Origin of the sequence: Lentzea sp. NPDC051208 (assembly GCF_040682435.1) — a bacterium.
Lineage (GTDB): Bacteria > Actinomycetota > Actinomycetes > Mycobacteriales > Pseudonocardiaceae > Lentzea > Lentzea kristufekii.
Map to the genome: position 1 here is coordinate 164,172 of NZ_JBFBAW010000009.1, position 14,737 is coordinate 178,908.

Consider the following 14,737-nt stretch of genomic DNA (forward strand, 5'->3'; position numbering starts at 1 on the left):
GTCCTACTTGTCGATGTCGCCGACGATGACGGCGAACGAGCTCAGCACGGCCGGCAGGTCGTCCACCTTCGTGCCGGGCAACAGCGCGGACAGCGCCTGAACGTTGTTGAACGACGGCGTGCGGAGCTTGAGCCGCCACGGCGTCTTCTCGCCGCGTGACGACAGGTGCACCCCCGAAGTGCCCAACGGCGCCTCGACGCGCGTGTAGACGGACCCCTCGGGCGCCTTGATGGCCTTGGGCAGCCGGAGGTTCACCGGCCCCTGCGGCACCTGCTCCAGGCAAGCGCGCGCCAACTCCACCGACTTCTCGACCTCATCGAGAAGACACCGGACGCGCGCGGCGGCATCACCCTCGATCCGAACCACGGGCGAAAAGCCCAAGGCCTTGTAGGCAGGCAGCGGGTCGTCACGGCGCAGGTCGAAGTCCACCCCGCTGGCCCGGCCGATTGGCCCGGTGACGCCGTACGCCAGTGCGTCCTCGTGAGGCAGCACGCCAAGTCCTTCGAGCGAGCCGAAATCGATGGGCAGCGTTGCGGTGTCCACAGTGGACAGGAACTCGGCGACCCGCTCCGTCCAGCCGGCCGGGACGTCCTCGCGCAGGCCGCCGATCCTGTTGAACATGAAGTGGATGCGCCCGCCCGACGCCTCCTCCATCAGCGCCTGCACGCCCTCGCGGTAGGCGGCGGCGTTGGGGGACAACGGGGTCAGGAAGACCATGTGCGCCATCAGACGGTTCAGCTCGCACAGCAAAGCGCGCAACCACTGGGCGCGGGCCGGGACGTCCATGCCCGTCATGCGTTCCACGGCCAGCGCGACGGCCAGCTCGTTGCAGAACGCCGACAGCCAGTCATGGCGGTTGGCAAGAGTCAGGACCTGCCGGTAGTCACGAACCTCGAAGAGCTTCTCGGCGCCGCGGTGCAGGTGACCCACCAGCGGTTCGGCAGCGGTGATCACGAGTTCCGGCGTGACCGTCAGCCGCAGGCGGTACGCGCCGTGGGCCGACGGGTGCAGTGGGCCCAGGTCGATCACGCGGTCCACACCCAGGTAACGGGCGCCTGCGCCTACGCCGACGGTGATCTGCTCGCTCACCCGAGCATGGTTTCACGGGCCGCGAATCCGCCGCCGCACGGTCGAGGGCGCCGCGATCCGGTGCCTGGGTACGTCGGGCAAGGCCGCGCCGGAGGTGGCTGAGTCGGGTTGGCCGCTCCTGCTCGGCCGCTGGGCTTGGCCGCGTCGGGTCTGGCCGTGTCGGGGGGCTTGGGGGCGGGCGTGGCCGCGGCGAGTCTGGATGGGCGGGTCTAGCTGGGGCGGATGCGGCTGGGCGGGCGTGCCCAGTCCGGCTGAATCGGACGGACGTAGCGCGTCAGAGTCGACCGAGTTGGCCCGACCGGGTTGGCGCGACCGGGTTGGCGCGACCGGGTTGGCCCGACCGGGTTGGCCCGACCGGGTTGGCCTGGACTGAGCCGAATCCGCGGCATCGGGGGACTTGTTCGAGTCGGGTCCGGCGACATCGGACCTTGCCGAGCTGGGTTCGGCCATATCGGACCCTGCCGAGTCGGGTCCAGTTGCAGTGGGTTTGGTCGAGTCGGGTCTGGCCGCGTCGACCGTGCAGGTCCAGTCCGGCCTAGTCGGGTCTCGCCGAGTCGGGTGCCGCCGAGTCGGGTGTCGCCAAGCAAGTTCCTGCCGAGTCAGCCCCGCCGAGCCGGGTCGGACCAAGCCGGGTCGGGTCGTATCAGTCCAAGGCCAAGCTCACGACCTCGTGACCGCGAAGAAGAAGCACCCGTGCGACAAGCTCCGCACCTGGATCGCCTCGATTGCGGGATCGTTGAACAATCCTTCGATCACACGATCGAACGATCCGGGCTCCACCACCTCGCCGTCGTGGATCTGGCCTGCGGCGTTGTAGGAACGTAGGATCCGGGGATTGTTCAACAATTCAACGGGGAGACGATCCAACGAAGGCGCGTCCGGGCAGTCGACGTGCGTGAAGATCGGACCGACCTCGCAGTAGGGCCCCTTGCCGACCGACGGCGAGTGCCGGAACAGCCAAACCGGCTCACCGGCCAGCGACTTGCGCAGGCAGCAGCGCAACGGCACGCCGGGCTCGGAGGCGCGGTACTCACGGCCAGGATCGGCCAGCGCGGCCGAAGGCAGGACGTTGTGGATTCGCATGCCCCAACGATCGCCATCAGAACCCCGGAAAGCTGGCGGGATTCGGACGCCAGGGCGGTAGCGAGGGCAGCAGGTCCGCGACCGCCACCCCGCGCCCGTGCAGCAGCCACCCGAAGCCCCCCAGCCCGGAAGGATCGCGCAACTCGGCGATCCGCCCGGCCCGAGCGGCCGACTCCAGCCAGTCCCACCCGGAACCCGACACAGCACCGCTCAACCCCAAGGCGCGCAAAGCATCCCGCTGGGACACCAGCACCCAGTCCCCGCCTGCCGCAAAAGCGCAGGCGTCGAAAGCGACGTGCGCCGTGATGTCGCAGGACCCGTCGAACACGGGCTCCACCTGCTGCCCACCCCGGTACCCGGTCAGCGTGAACCGCCGCGAAGACACGAGATGCCCGTAGTCGATCGCCAACGCCGCACCGCGCACCGACGACACCGCCGAAGCCCAGGCCCGGTCCCGAGGCGCCCCCACCTCGGCCAGGTCGCCAACCCCCAACGAAGGCCACCACCGGGTGATCCACGGGTCGGTGGAAGGCCCGGTCACCACCGGGCAGGGGATCGCGTCGAGCCACTCGTGCCCGACCAGCAGCCCGACGCACGAGGGCACCGACGAGGTCCACCGAACCCCTGGCAGCTCAACGGGAGGACCGAGCTCGACCGCGGTCACCCGAAGGCGCGACGCCAGCGAACCGGACGCCCGCGAGCGCACCGCGAACGCCAGTTCGCCACCGCCCGCACCCACGTCCACGAAGTCCACGACCGGGGGAAATCCGAGCGCGGCGTCCACACGCGACAGCAACGTCAGCAGGGCCTCCGCCAGCTCCGGGCCGACCAGCGGAGACGTCCGGAAGTGCGCTGACGGCTTCTCGCCGCGGGCGAAGAAGCCACCGGGGCCGTACAGCGCGGCGTGCCAAGCGGCTTCCCAGTCGAACATCGGACAAGTGTGCATCTAAGGTCATTTCCCGTGACCGACGCCGACCCCATGCCGACGCCGACGAAGAAGCGCATCGAGCAGCGCCGCTGGACCGTCCTGTTCCCCGTCGTGGCGCTGATCGCACTCGCCGCGGCCGGGCTCGTGCTGTTCGCACTCGGCACGTCGAGCATCGGCATCGAGCCGCTGCTGGTCGGTGCCGCCGCGGCGCTCATCCCCGTCGCGTTCGTGGTGAGCGCCTTCCTCTGGATCGACCGCTGGGAACCGGAACCGGCGAAGATGCTGCTCTTCGCGTTCGTCTGGGGCTCGTGCGGCGCGACCATCAGCTCGCTCGCGTTCAACCAGACGTCCAGGGTGCTCGGCAACCTGCTGACCGACGACGGCACGACGTTCACGGCCGTCGTCGGCGCGCCGATCGTCGAGGAGGCCACCAAGGCCGTGTTCCTCATCGCCGTGTTCGTCCGCCGCCGCCACGAGTTCGACGGGGTCGTGGACGGCATGGTCTACGCCGGCATCACGGCCGCGGGCTTCGCGTTCACCGAGAACATCTGGTACTTCGGCCGGGTCTTCCTGGAGAACGGCCTCGGCGACCTGAGCGGCGGCGTGATCGCGCTGTTCGTGCTGCGCGGGGTGCTCTCGCCGTTCGCGCACCCGCTGTTCACGGCCATGACGGGCATCGGCGTCGGCATAGCGGCGACCACCGGCAACCCCACGGTGCGCGTCATCGCGCCGATCGGCGGCTACCTCACGGCCGTCGGGCTGCACTCGCTGTGGAACTTCTCGACCACCGTCGGGACCGGCTCGGCCTTCATCAACCTGTACTTCCTGATCATGGTCCCGGTGTTCGCCGGCGCCGTCGCGATCGTGGTGTGGCAGCGCAGACGCGAGCAGCGGATCGTCGCGGGGCAGCTCGCCGCGATGGCGCAGAACCGGTGGATCGCCAACAGCGAGGTCGCCCTGCTGGCCAGCCTCAACGGCCGGCGGAACTGGCTGCGGGCGGTCAAGCGCAAGTCGGGTGAGGCGTCGGTCAAGGCCGTGCGGAACTACCAGATCGCCGTCACCGAACTGGCCTTCCTGCGGCACCGCATCGAGCAGGGAACGGCCGGTCAGAGCGCCGAGCAGCGCCACGGGGTGCTGCTCGACACGTTGCACGCCGCCAGGGCCGCCGCCCGTCGGTGAATCCGGTCACCGAGCGGGTCCACGGGCACTCGGCGGAGCTACCCTCGGCGGCGTCGTCCGGTACCCGCACCAGGGACTGGAACGTCAGAAGGAGTTAGTCGCATGGACGCGACCCCACGTCCGGCGAGGCTCGCCGTCGGTGTCATCTCGGCAGGCCGCGTCGGTTCCGTGCTGGGCGCCGCGCTGGCCAGGACGGGCCACGTGGTGACCGGCGTTTCCGCCGTTTCGCAGGCCTCCCGCGACCGCGCGGAGGAGCTGCTGCCCGGCATCCCGATCGCCGACCCCACCGAGGTCGCCGCGCGCGCCGACCTGGTGCTGCTGGCCGTGCCCGACGACGAGCTGGAAGGCCTGGTCAAGGGCCTCGTCGCCACCGGGTCGCTGCGCGCGGGCCAGATCGTCGCGCACACCAGCGGCGCGATGGGCGTGCGGGTCCTCGAACCCGCTGCCGAACTGGGCGCGCTCACGCTCGCGCTGCACCCCGTCATGACGTTCACCGGCCGCTCGGAGGACCTGCAGCGGATGAGCGCCGCGTGCGTCGGCGTCACGGCCGCGGACGGCGACGAGGTGGCCTGGAACGTCGGCGAGGCGCTGGTCGTCGAGATGGACGCGGAGCCCGTCAGGGTCCCCGAGGCCGTCCGCCCGCTCTACCACTCGGCGCTGGCCCACGGCGCGAACCACCTGATCACGCTGGTCCGCGACGCCGCGGACCTGCTGACCAACTCCGGGGTCGCCAACGCCGAGCGCCTGCTCGGCCCGTTGCTGTCCGCCGCGCTCGACAACGCGCTGCGCCACGGTGACCGCGCCCTCACCGGTCCTGTCGCCCGTGGCGACACGGGTACCTTGCGCAAGCACCTCGACGTGCTCGCGCAGCAGGCACCCGAGATCCTTCCCAGCTACCGCGTGCTCGCCCGCCGCACCGCCGAGCGGGCCGAGGACTCCGGGCTGCTCAAGCCCGGCGCGGCCAACGACGTTCGCACCACTCTTGAGGACTGACGTGACGAAGCCACTGACCAAGGACGACTACCGCCCGGACGACGTCACGGTGCACCGCGACCCGGTCCGCCTCAACAGGGTCATCAGGGCGCTGCGCAACGCCGGGCGCAACGTCGCGCTGGTGCCCACGATGGGCGCCCTGCACGCGGGCCACCGGCAGCTGATCCGCGAGGCGCAGGTCATGCAGAACACGGTGGTCGTCGTGTCGATCTTCGTGAACCCGTTGCAGTTCGGGCCGAACGAGGACCTCGCGAAGTACCCGCGCCAGTTCGAGTCCGATGTGGACATCTGCCGCGAGGAGCGCGTGGGCATCGTCTTCGCACCGTCCGTCGAGGACATGTACCCCGAGGGCGCGCAGGTCACCGTGCATCCCGGCCCGCTGGGCGAGGAGCTGGAGGGCGCTGTCCGCCCCGGCCACTTCGCGGGCGTGCTCACCGTCGTGTCGAAGCTGTTCAACATCGTGCAGCCCACGTACGCGGTGTTCGGGCAGAAGGACTACCAACAGCTGCAGCTCATCCACAAGATGGCGCGCGACCTCAACTTCCCGCTCGACGTCGTCGGCGTGCCGACCGTCCGCGAGTACGACGGCCTCGCGCTGTCGTCGCGCAACGCCTACCTGAGCCCGGAGCAGCGCCACCACGCCGTGACGCTGTCGGCCGCGCTCACCGCCGGCGCACACGTGTCGTCGCAGGGTGCGGACGCGGTGCTCAAGGCCGCGAACGACGTGCTGGCGCAGACGCCCGAGGTCGAAGTGGACTACCTGGAGCTGCGCGGGGCCGACCTCGGTCCCGCACCCGAGAACGGCGACGCCCGGCTGCTGGTCGCGGCCCGCGTCGGTTCCACCCGGCTGATCGACAACATCGCGGTGTTGCTCGGCGACGGCGACGAGCAGGGGGAGTGACATGTTCCGCACGATGCTGAAGTCCAAGATCCACCGCGCCACCGTGACGCAGGCCGACCTGCACTACGTCGGTTCGGTGACGGTGGACGAGGACCTGATGGAGGCCGCCGACCTGCTGGCGGGCGAGCAGGTCGCGATCGTCGACGTCACCAACGGCGCCCGACTGGAGACCTACGTCATCCCCGGCGAGCGCGGCACCGGTGTGCTGGGCATCAACGGCGCGGCGGCGCACCTGGTGCACCCCGGCGACATCGTGATCCTGATCGCGTACGGGCAGATGGACGACGCGGAGTCGCGCACCTACCAGCCGCGGGTCGTGTTCGTGGACGCCGACAACAAGGTCGTCGACCTCGGCAGCGACCCCGCGCACGCCCCGGAGGGGTCCGGTCTGGTGAACGGCTCCACGAGCGCGCCTTCGTCTGAGACCGTGGAAGCGACAGCGCTCGACGCGTTGATCCAGGCCGAGAACTAAGGAAACGCACCGTGCTGCTCGCCATCGACGTCGGCAACACCAACATCGTGCTCGGTCTGTACGACGGGGTCGGCGACTCGGCCCCGCTCGTGCGCGACTGGCGGATGCGCACCGACGCCAGGATGACCGCCGACGAGCTCGCGCTGACCATGCGCGGGCTGCTCGGCGAGTACGCCGACAAGATCACCGGCATCTCCGCGCTGTCCACCGTGCCCGCGGTGCTGCGCGAGCTGCGGGTGATGCTCGGCCGCTACTACGACGCGGTGCCGAAGATCCTGGTGGAGCCGGGTGTGAAGACCGGCGTCCCGCTGCTCGTCGACAACCCGAAGGAGGTGGGCTCGGACCGCGTGATCAACACGCTGGCGGCCCACCACCTCTACGCGACCTCGTGCATCGTGGTCGACTTCGGCACGTCCACGAACCTCGACGTGATCTCGTCTCGCGGCGAGTTCCTCGGCGGCGCGCTGGCACCGGGCATCGAGATCTCGGTCGACGCCCTCGCCTCCCGCGCCGCCCAGCTGCGCAAGGTGGAGCTGGTCAGGCCGCGCAACGTGATCGGCAAGAACACCGTGGAGTGCCTGCAGTCCGGCATCGTCTACGGGTTCGTCGGCCAGGTGGACGGGCTGGTGCGCAAGATCACCGAGGAGCTCCAGCAGACCGACCCCGGTCCCGTGACGGTCATCGCCACGGGCGGGCTCGCTCCTCTGGTCGTCTCCGAGTCCTCGACGATCGCGCACCACGTGCCCGACCTGACCCTGCTGGGCCTGCGCATGGTGTTCGAGCGCAACCTGCCCGCTACTCCTACTCGCTGACGCGCACCATCCGGTAGACCTCCGCGCGCAGGGGGACGTCGAACGGTCCGTTCGACGTCTCCGGCCGCGCGCGGAGGAACGCCAGGATCTTGTCGTTGATCGCGGCCCGCTCCGCCTCGTCGATGACGAGCAGGCGTGAGTGCGTGTTGATCCACGCGATCGTGTCTTCCGGCGAGTCACGGCGGTGCGTGTGCGGGAACGTGGCGCGCTCCGCCTTCGTGAACGACGGGTGCGCCATGAACGAGACGGGGTCCTGCCGCTGCGACTCGACGCTGGTCGCCGACACCTGCTCCAGTTCGCGCACCCACTCGACGTCCATGACCGGCTCGACCCACATGGCCGTCAGCACCCCGCCGGGCCGCAGCACACGCGCGATCTCCGGCAACGCCTTCTCCTGGTCGAACCAGTGGAACGCGGTGCCGACGAACACGGCGTCGACGGTCTGGTCGGGAACGGGGATGTGTTCGGCATGACCCGGCAGCGCGCGCACGCCGTGAACGCGGCGCACCAACTCGGACAACATCTGCTCGTTGGGTTCCACGGCTGTCACGCGGTGGCCCTCCGCGCACAGTCCCGCGGTCAGCTTGCCGGTGCCGGCGGCCAGGTCGAGCACGTCGAGCCGCTCGTCGGTGCCCAGCGGCTCCAGAGCCCACCGGATCGCCGCCACGGGATAGTCAGGCCGGTGTTCGGCGTAGGCCTCGGCCTGCTCGCCGAACGAGTCCGCTCGCCTCGCGTGTAGATCCATCACTCCAACTTAGTGAGTGGCGCGGTGCCCAGAATGGTCTGGTGAGGTTCTTCGAGGCGCAGGACGAGTCGGTTCGCACGTCTGACGTAGTGGCCGATCGCCCGCGCGGCACGGCCGTTCGCGATACCAGGAGGCGGCTCGCCCGTCGCGGTCAGGGATTTGAGCGGTACCACCGGTGTCAGGAGGACGACGGCGGCTCGTCCGCAGGTTCAGCCTCTCGTGCAGCGCGTCGGCGTGTTGCGGCCACCTCGTGAAACGGGTATCCGGTTCGCTTCGGCCTCACGGGTGTCCGTACCCTTCTCCGCGTGAGTGAGCAGCCGAAGCAAAACCTCGTGACCAGCGAAGAAGACCTGCCAGAGCAGATGCGCGTGCGCCGGGAGAAGCGTGCGCGGCTGCTCGCTTCCGGCAAGGAGCCCTATCCCGTCGAAGTCGCGCGCACGCACACGTTGCGCGAGATTCGCGACGCGCATCCCGAACTCGAACCCGACACCCGGACCGGGCAGCAGGTCGGCGTCACCGGGCGCGTGATGTTCATGCGCAACACCGGAAAGCTGTGTTTCGCGACGTTGCGCGAAGGCGACGGCACCGAACTGCAGGCGATGCTGAGCCTCGCCGGTGTCGGTGAAGAAGCACTTTCCGAGTGGAAGACCGACGTCGACCTCGGCGACCACGTTTTCGTGAGCGGTGAGGTCATCAGCTCACGTCGTGGCGAGCTTTCCGTGATGGCGGACGGGTGGCAGCTGACGTCGAAGTCGCTGCGTCCGTTGCCGGTCGCGCACAAGGAACTCGGCGAGGAAACCCGCATTCGTCAGCGATACGTCGACCTGATCCTCAGGCCGATGGCGCGCGACACTGTTCGGACCCGTGCGAACGTCGTTCGTTCTCTGCGCGACTCGTTCCACCGGCGTGGATTCCTCGAAGTCGAGACGCCGATGTTGCAGACGCTGCAGGGAGGTGCCTCCGCGCGTCCGTTCATCACGCACTCGAACGCGCTCGACATCGACCTGTTCCTGCGCATCGCGCCGGAGCTGTACTTGAAGCGCTGCGTCGTCGGTGGCATCGAGAAGGTCTTCGAGATCAACCGCAACTTCCGCAACGAGGGCGTGGACTCGTCGCATTCGCCCGAGTTTTCGATGCTGGAGTACTACGAGGCGTACGCCACGTACGACTCGAACGCGGTACTGACGCGCGAGCTGATCCAGGAAGCGGCGGAAGCCGTGACGGGTTCTCAGATCGTCACGTTGGCGGACGGCACCGAGTACGACCTCTCGGGTGAATGGACGACGCTGAGCATCTACGAGTCGTTGTCCGGAGCGGTTGGTGAGGAAATCACCCCCGAGACGTCCGTCGAGGCGCTGCGCAAGCTTTGTGACCGGCACGAACTCGAGCTGAACCCGAAGTTCGGGCACGGCAAGCTGGTCGAGGAGCTGTGGGAGCACCTGGTGTGCGACTCGCTGTACGCGCCGACGTTCGTGCGGGACTACCCGATCGAGACGTCCCCGCTGACCAGGCAGCACCGCAGCAAGCCGGGTGTGGCCGAAAAGTGGGATCTCTACGTGCGCGGATTCGAACTCGGAACCGGTTACTCCGAACTGGTCGACCCGGTCATCGAGCGGGAACGCCTGGAAGCACAGGCGCGTCTCGGGGCGGCCGGTGACCACGAGGCGATGCCGATCGACGAAGACTTTCTGCGATCACTGGAGTACGGAATGCCACCGAGTGGTGGTGTCGGAATGGGTATCGATCGGCTGCTGATGGCGCTCACCGGTCTGGGTATCCGGGAGACCATCTTGTTCCCGCTCGTTCGCCCTGAATGAGTAACTTTCCGGATGTCGATAGGTGCAATGCGGCACCCGTGCGCTAACCTGCCTCGCAGAAGGCTTTAGTTGGCACGCGGGTGACCGCGCATTCGGGGTCCAGGAGGATACGCATGGCGCAGAAGGTCACGGTGACCCTCGTCGACGATCTGGACGGTTCCACCGCTGAGGAGACCGTCGAGTTCGGACTGGATGGTGTCAGCTACACCATCGACCTTTCCTCGGGCAATGCGGGCAAACTGCGGGATGCTCTTGCCGACTTCGTGGGAAGTGCACGTCGCGCGGGTGGTCGTAAGCGTCTTGGGCCCGGCCGTCCGGCCGGCAGCGTGAAGGCGCGCCCCGCATCGGCGGATCGTGAGCAGAACCAGGCCATTCGCGAGTGGGCCCGCAAGCAGGGCATGAAGGTGTCGGACCGCGGCCGCATCCCGGCCGAGGTGCTCGACGCCTACCACCAGCAGGGCTGAAATTCGGCAAAACACGAAGGGGTTCCGGGGGACGATTCCCGGAACCCCTTCGTGCTATATGCGTGACCGATCAACTACCGCTTGGTGCACAGAAGGTGGAACGGTGCTATCCAAACGAGATCGTGAACACTCTTGCTGCTGACTTTTTAGTTGACCCGACAACGGGTTGGCCGAACATTGTTTCGCGATCTTTCCGGGCTCGTTCTTCTGCGGTGGGGCCGGCGGTGTGACCGGAACCGCCGCCCTGGACCTCGGTGCGACCACTTGGTTCGGTTAGGCTTACCTCTCCTGTCTTGATCGAGGAGGGTGGGCCTTGGGTCGTAGGTCGTTCGGCCTGCTCTTCCTGCTGGTCGTGCTGGTCGCCGTGTGCGTGGCGAGCATCGCGATCGGCTCGAAGGAGATCCCGCTTTCCGGGGTGTGGCACGGTCTCTTCACGCCGACCGGCGTCGAGGACGACGTGGTGGTCCGCGAGCTGCGGATCCCGCGCACGTTGCTCGGCGTCGCGGTGGGCATCGCGCTCGGTGTGGGTGGCGCTCTCATGCAGGGCCACACGCGCAATCCGCTGGCGGACCCCGGCATCCTCGGAGTCACGCACGGCGCGGCGCTGGCGGTCGTGCTCTCGATCTTCCTGCTCGGCGTGAACTCCCTGGTCGGTTACATCTGGTTCGCCTTCGCGGGCGCGATGGTCGCGAGCGTCCTGGTGTTCCTGCTCGGGTCGGCCGGGCGAGGCGGGCCGTCGCCGGTCACGCTGGCGCTGGCCGGTGCCGCCGTCTCCGCGCTGATGAACGGCCTGGTGTCGGCGATCGTGCTGCTCGACCAGCAGTCGCTCGACGCGTTCCGGTTCTGGCAGGTCGGCGCGATCGCCGGTCGCGACCTGACGGTGCTGGCGCAGGTGGCGCCGTTCCTGCTGGCCGGCCTGGTGATCGCGGCCTTCAACGCGCCGGGCCTCAACGCCATGTCGCTGGGCGAGGACGTCGCCAAGTCGCTGGGCGTCCACGTCGGCAGGACGCGGTCGCTGGGCATCTTCGCCATCACGCTGCTGGTCGGCGGGGCCGTCGCCGCGTGCGGGCCGATCGGGTTCCTCGGGCTCGTGGTGCCGCACGTCGCGCGCGCGTTCACCGGGCCCGACTACCGCTGGATCCTGCCGTACTCGGCACTGCTCGGAGCGACCCTGATCCTGATCGCCGACATCGTCGGACGGGTGGTCGCCCGTCCCTCCGAAGTGGAGGTCGGCGTGATGCTGGCGCTGCTCGGCGCTCCGTTCTTCATCTTCCTGGTGCGGCGCAAGAAGCTGGTGAAGATTTGACGACGACCGCTGTGAAGACCCCTGCGGCCGAGGCGCCCGCCCTGCGGCTGGGCGCGGCCTCGTTCCGGCTGCGCCGCCGGCCGATGCTGGTGGTGGCGACCTCGCTGGTCGTGCTGGCGGCGTTGCTGGTCGCCGACATCATGGTCGGCGACTTCCCGCTGACGGTGATGCAGGTCGTCGACACGCTGCTGGGCGGCGGCACCCGCCGCGACCAGTTCGTGGTGATGGAACTGCGGATGCCGCGAGCGTTGACGGGCCTGCTGGTCGGCGGCGCACTGGGACTCTCCGGCGCGATCTTCCAGGCCATCGTGCGCAACCCGCTGGCCTCGCCGGACATCCTCGGCGTGACGTGGGGAGCCGGCGCCGGCGCGGTCTCGGTGATCACGTTCGCCGGTTCGCTGGGCGTGGTGACCGGCACCGCTGCCTCGATCGGCGTCCCGCTGGCGGGCCTGGCCGGTGGCCTGCTCGCGGGCCTGCTGGTCTACGCGCTGGCGTGGCGGCAGGGCATCGAGGGCTTCCGGATGGTGCTGGTCGGCATCGGCATCACCGCCGTGGCCGGCAACTTCACGCACTACCTGCTGACCGTCGGCGACGTGCAGGACGCGGGCCGGGCGATGGTGTGGATCACCGGGTCGCTGAACGGCCGCGGCTGGGAGCACGTCGTGCCGGTCGCGCTGGCGCTGGTCGTGCTCGTTCCCGTGGCCTTGATCGGTGGCCACGTCCTCGGGGCTCTGCAGTTCGACGACCAGACCTCGCGCGGGCTCGGCGTGCGGGTGAACGCGGCGCGGTCGTTCCTGATCATCGTGGCGATCGTGCTGGCCTCGGTTGCCACCGCCGCGGCCGGGCCGATCATCTTCGTCGCGCTGGCGTCGCCGCAGATCGCTCTGCGTCTGTCCGGCACCGCTCAGCCGCCGTTGTTCGGCTCGGTGGTGATCGGTGGTGCGCTGGTGATGTTGTCTGACCTGGTCGCTCGGACCATTTACCGCACTGAGCTGCCGGTCGGTGTGGTCACCGCGGTGCTCGGGGCGCCCTATCTGATGTTCCTGCTGATCCGAAGCCGCCGGGAGGCGCGGGTATGAGTGTGCGTCTTGAGGCTTCGTCGTTGTGCGTGGGCTACGGGGAGCGGCAGGTCGTCGACTCCCTCGACCTGTCGATCATCGGTGGCACCGTTACCGCGGTGATCGGGCCCAACGGGTGTGGCAAGTCGACTCTGTTGAAGGCTCTTGGGCGGTTGTTGCCTGCTCGCTCTGGTGCGGTGTTGCTGGACGGCAAGCAGATCGATTCGATGTCCACTCGGGATGTTGCCCGGGTTCTCGGGATGTTGCCGCAGGCTCCTTCTGCGCCTGAGGGGCTGACCGTGGCTGATCTCGTTGCTCGGGGGCGGCATCCGCATCAGTCCTGGTATCGGCAGTGGTCTTCTGATGACGCTGCTGCTGTTGATGCTGCTCTGGCGATGACCGGGATTCTGGATCTGGCTGAGCGGACTGTGGACGAGCTGTCCGGGGGGCAGCGGCAGCGGGCCTGGATCTCGATGGCTCTTGCCCAGGGGACTGATCTGTTGCTGTTGGACGAGCCGACCACCTACCTGGATCTTGCTCATCAGATCGATGTGCTGGATTTGGTGCAGGAGCTGCATTCGTCCATGGGGCGGACGATTGTCATGGTGTTGCACGATCTGAACTTGGCTGCTCGGTATGCGGACAACATCGTGGCCATGCGGGATGGGCGGATTGTGGCTTCCGGGGCGCCTGGGGACGTGCTGACCGAAGCGATGTTGCTGGAGGTTTTCGGCCTGGATGCTCGGGTTGTCGAGGATCCAGTTTCCGGGACGCCGTTGGTGGTGCCTGTGGGGTCTCGGCATCGGTTGCCGTAGAGCCGTTACCGGGCGCGGCCTGGCGGGTGGTCGCCTTTGCGGGCGGCGAGCTCGTGATGGGACCCACCGCCCAGCCCGTATGGAAAGCTGGCTCGCCTTCGGCCTCGCGAGCGGTTGGGCGTGGTTATTTGCAGGTTCGCGGGCAGGCCGTGCACGGCTCTGCGTTCGGAAGGACGTAGTGGAAGCAGCAGCTGTTGCGCTTGCGCTTCCAGCCCTCGTCGGTGAAGTGGAGGGAGGAGGCCGCCACGAACGGCTCGAGCTTCTCCGGGAGGATCATCGCCGCGTCCGTGACGCCTGCGTTCTCGTCGCCGAACTGGCGGCCTGCTGCCCATGCGCCGTACTCGAGCATGTCGGTCGCCGCTGCCCAGAGTTGGCGGCGGCCGAAGCGGACCACCTGGCCGAAGGAGGCCACGAACTGGGCTGCGTGGGCCGCGTAGCGGGCGCGGAGGATTGCGGCCAGGGCCGCTTCGTTCGCCACCACGGTTGCCGCTGGGTGGTTCGAGGCCGGGTCGTCCGGGAGGCAGGCGAACTCGTCGCACATCACGGCCGTGCCGTCGGGGTGCGGGCGGCCCGTCGGGTTGATGCGGAACGCCATGTCCGAGGGCCTGAGCGTCGGTACTCGGCGGGCCGTGTGGAAGAGGAGACCGGCGAGGTAGCCGGGCTGGTGCAGGTACCAGCCCATGATGTAGCCGGCCGTCGCCCGGTCGTCGGACTCGCCGTACTGCTCGACCATCCACTCCGCGAGGTCTTTGCGCCACAGGTCGAACCGGGTGGGCTCCGCCAGCAGGTCCGAGCAGATCGTCCAGTCCTCGGACGGTGTGCCGAAGACGATCTCGGCGCCGGTCTGCAGGCGGGCGATGGATTCGGCCAGTGGCGTGAGCGCACGCGGGTTCTGCTGTGAGACCCTCGCAGGTACGGTCAACGCGCAAGTCCAATCTCATGCGTATGAGGCTTGCCTAACCTTACCCAGGATGCTCTTCTTTCGCCTCCCCAGGTGTCCCCGATCACAGGAGCATCGCTCAACGGTCGGTTGTTCGCGTTCAGCGGACATCGCCCGATCTGTGGAATCCGTTGC

Annotated in this window: 15 protein-coding genes; 10 read left to right on the forward strand and 5 right to left on the reverse strand. The window is 68.6% G+C overall.

Going from position 1 to position 14,737, the window contains the following annotated elements; genetic code table 11:
- Positions 1 to 3: 3 nt before the first annotated feature.
- The 3 genes from AB0M48_RS23245 to AB0M48_RS23255 form a co-directional block, all read right to left on the reverse strand.
- Positions 4 to 1,089, reverse strand: a complete 1,086-nt coding sequence (locus tag AB0M48_RS23245; RefSeq protein ID WP_363845618.1) for an NADH-quinone oxidoreductase subunit D — start codon at positions 1,087 to 1,089, stop codon at positions 4 to 6.
- Positions 1,090 to 1,749: 660 nt separating this feature from the next.
- Positions 1,750 to 2,172 carry a DUF1203 domain-containing protein gene (locus AB0M48_RS23250; protein ID WP_363845620.1) on the reverse strand — a complete coding sequence of 141 codons (423 nt, stop codon included), beginning with the start codon at positions 2,170 to 2,172 and terminating at the stop codon, positions 1,750 to 1,752.
- A gap of 16 nt (positions 2,173 to 2,188) precedes the next feature.
- Positions 2,189 to 3,103: an SAM-dependent methyltransferase gene (locus tag AB0M48_RS23255; protein WP_363845622.1), complete on the reverse strand. Its 915-nt coding sequence runs from the start codon at positions 3,101 to 3,103 to the stop codon at positions 2,189 to 2,191.
- 30 nt (positions 3,104 to 3,133) lie between these two features.
- On the opposite strand from AB0M48_RS23255, the gene AB0M48_RS23260 reads away from it, so the two are divergent.
- The 5 genes from AB0M48_RS23260 (at position 3,134) to AB0M48_RS23280 (ending at position 7,457) form a co-directional block, all read left to right on the forward strand.
- Positions 3,134 to 4,279 (forward strand): PrsW family intramembrane metalloprotease, encoded by a 1,146-nt coding sequence (locus tag AB0M48_RS23260; RefSeq protein WP_363845624.1) that lies wholly within the window; start codon positions 3,134 to 3,136, stop codon positions 4,277 to 4,279.
- 102 nt (positions 4,280 to 4,381) lie between these two features.
- Positions 4,382 to 5,272 carry a DUF2520 domain-containing protein gene (locus tag AB0M48_RS23265; protein WP_363845626.1) on the forward strand — a complete coding sequence of 297 codons (891 nt, stop codon included), beginning with the start codon at positions 4,382 to 4,384 and terminating at the stop codon, positions 5,270 to 5,272.
- Position 5,273: 1 nt separating this feature from the next.
- Entirely contained in the window at positions 5,274 to 6,173 is a 900-nt protein-coding gene (gene panC, locus AB0M48_RS23270; protein ID WP_363845628.1) for a pantoate--beta-alanine ligase, read from the forward strand.
- Position 6,174: 1 nt separating this feature from the next.
- Positions 6,175 to 6,645, forward strand: coding sequence for an aspartate 1-decarboxylase (gene panD, locus AB0M48_RS23275; RefSeq protein ID WP_266044007.1), 471 nt, complete (start codon positions 6,175 to 6,177; stop codon positions 6,643 to 6,645).
- An 11-nt stretch (positions 6,646 to 6,656) separates the two neighbouring features.
- Entirely contained in the window at positions 6,657 to 7,457 is an 801-nt protein-coding gene (locus tag AB0M48_RS23280; protein WP_363845631.1) for a type III pantothenate kinase, read from the forward strand.
- Here AB0M48_RS23280 and AB0M48_RS23285 read toward each other — a convergent pair.
- Positions 7,447 to 8,202 carry a class I SAM-dependent methyltransferase gene (locus AB0M48_RS23285; protein WP_363845633.1) on the reverse strand — a complete coding sequence of 252 codons (756 nt, stop codon included), beginning with the start codon at positions 8,200 to 8,202 and terminating at the stop codon, positions 7,447 to 7,449. The genes AB0M48_RS23280 and AB0M48_RS23285 overlap by 11 nt on opposite strands.
- Positions 8,203 to 8,564: 362 nt before the next feature.
- Between AB0M48_RS23285 and lysS the strand changes: the two genes are divergently transcribed.
- From lysS to AB0M48_RS23310, 5 genes are all read left to right on the forward strand, one after another.
- Positions 8,565 to 10,019: a lysine--tRNA ligase gene (lysS, locus tag AB0M48_RS23290; RefSeq protein WP_363845984.1), complete on the forward strand. Its 1,455-nt coding sequence runs from the start codon at positions 8,565 to 8,567 to the stop codon at positions 10,017 to 10,019.
- 113 nt (positions 10,020 to 10,132) lie between these two features.
- Positions 10,133 to 10,483, forward strand: a complete 351-nt coding sequence (locus AB0M48_RS23295; RefSeq protein WP_030477509.1) for an Lsr2 family protein — start codon at positions 10,133 to 10,135, stop codon at positions 10,481 to 10,483.
- Positions 10,484 to 10,796: 313 nt separating this feature from the next.
- Complete coding sequence (locus AB0M48_RS23300) at positions 10,797 to 11,789, forward strand: iron ABC transporter permease (RefSeq protein WP_363845635.1); 993 nt, start codon at positions 10,797 to 10,799, stop codon at positions 11,787 to 11,789.
- Between the two features lie 11 nt (positions 11,790 to 11,800).
- The gene (locus AB0M48_RS23305) at positions 11,801 to 12,868 is read left to right on the forward strand and encodes an iron chelate uptake ABC transporter family permease subunit (protein WP_363845637.1); all 1,068 of its coding nucleotides are present in this window, start codon (positions 11,801 to 11,803) and stop codon (positions 12,866 to 12,868) included.
- Positions 12,865 to 13,662: an ABC transporter ATP-binding protein gene (locus AB0M48_RS23310; RefSeq protein ID WP_363845639.1), complete on the forward strand. Its 798-nt coding sequence runs from the start codon at positions 12,865 to 12,867 to the stop codon at positions 13,660 to 13,662. Before AB0M48_RS23305 ends, AB0M48_RS23310 begins: the two co-directional genes overlap by 4 nt.
- Before the next feature lie 124 nt (positions 13,663 to 13,786).
- Here AB0M48_RS23310 and AB0M48_RS23315 read toward each other — a convergent pair whose 3' ends face one another.
- Complete coding sequence (locus tag AB0M48_RS23315) at positions 13,787 to 14,584, reverse strand: (2Fe-2S)-binding protein (protein ID WP_363845641.1); 798 nt, start codon at positions 14,582 to 14,584, stop codon at positions 13,787 to 13,789.
- Positions 14,585 to 14,737 lie beyond the last annotated feature (153 nt).

What these genes read in the sequence shown, in the direction of transcription:
- AB0M48_RS23265 (WP_363845626.1), top strand. Translation starts at nt 4,382, where the DNA reads ATGGACGCGACCCCACGTCCGGCGAGGCTCGCCGTCGGTGTCATCTCG.
- AB0M48_RS23285 (WP_363845633.1), bottom strand. Translation starts at nt 8,202, where the DNA reads ATGGATCTACACGCGAGGCGAGCGGACTCGTTCGGCGAGCAGGCCGAG.
- AB0M48_RS23250 (WP_363845620.1), bottom strand. Translation starts at nt 2,172, where the DNA reads ATGCGAATCCACAACGTCCTGCCTTCGGCCGCGCTGGCCGATCCTGGC.
- AB0M48_RS23310 (WP_363845639.1), top strand. Translation starts at nt 12,865, where the DNA reads ATGAGTGTGCGTCTTGAGGCTTCGTCGTTGTGCGTGGGCTACGGGGAG.
- AB0M48_RS23255 (WP_363845622.1), bottom strand. Translation starts at nt 3,103, where the DNA reads ATGTTCGACTGGGAAGCCGCTTGGCACGCCGCGCTGTACGGCCCCGGT.
- panD (WP_266044007.1), top strand. Translation starts at nt 6,175, where the DNA reads ATGTTCCGCACGATGCTGAAGTCCAAGATCCACCGCGCCACCGTGACG.
- AB0M48_RS23295 (WP_030477509.1), top strand. Translation starts at nt 10,133, where the DNA reads ATGGCGCAGAAGGTCACGGTGACCCTCGTCGACGATCTGGACGGTTCC.
- lysS (WP_363845984.1), top strand. Translation starts at nt 8,565, where the DNA reads ATGCGCGTGCGCCGGGAGAAGCGTGCGCGGCTGCTCGCTTCCGGCAAG.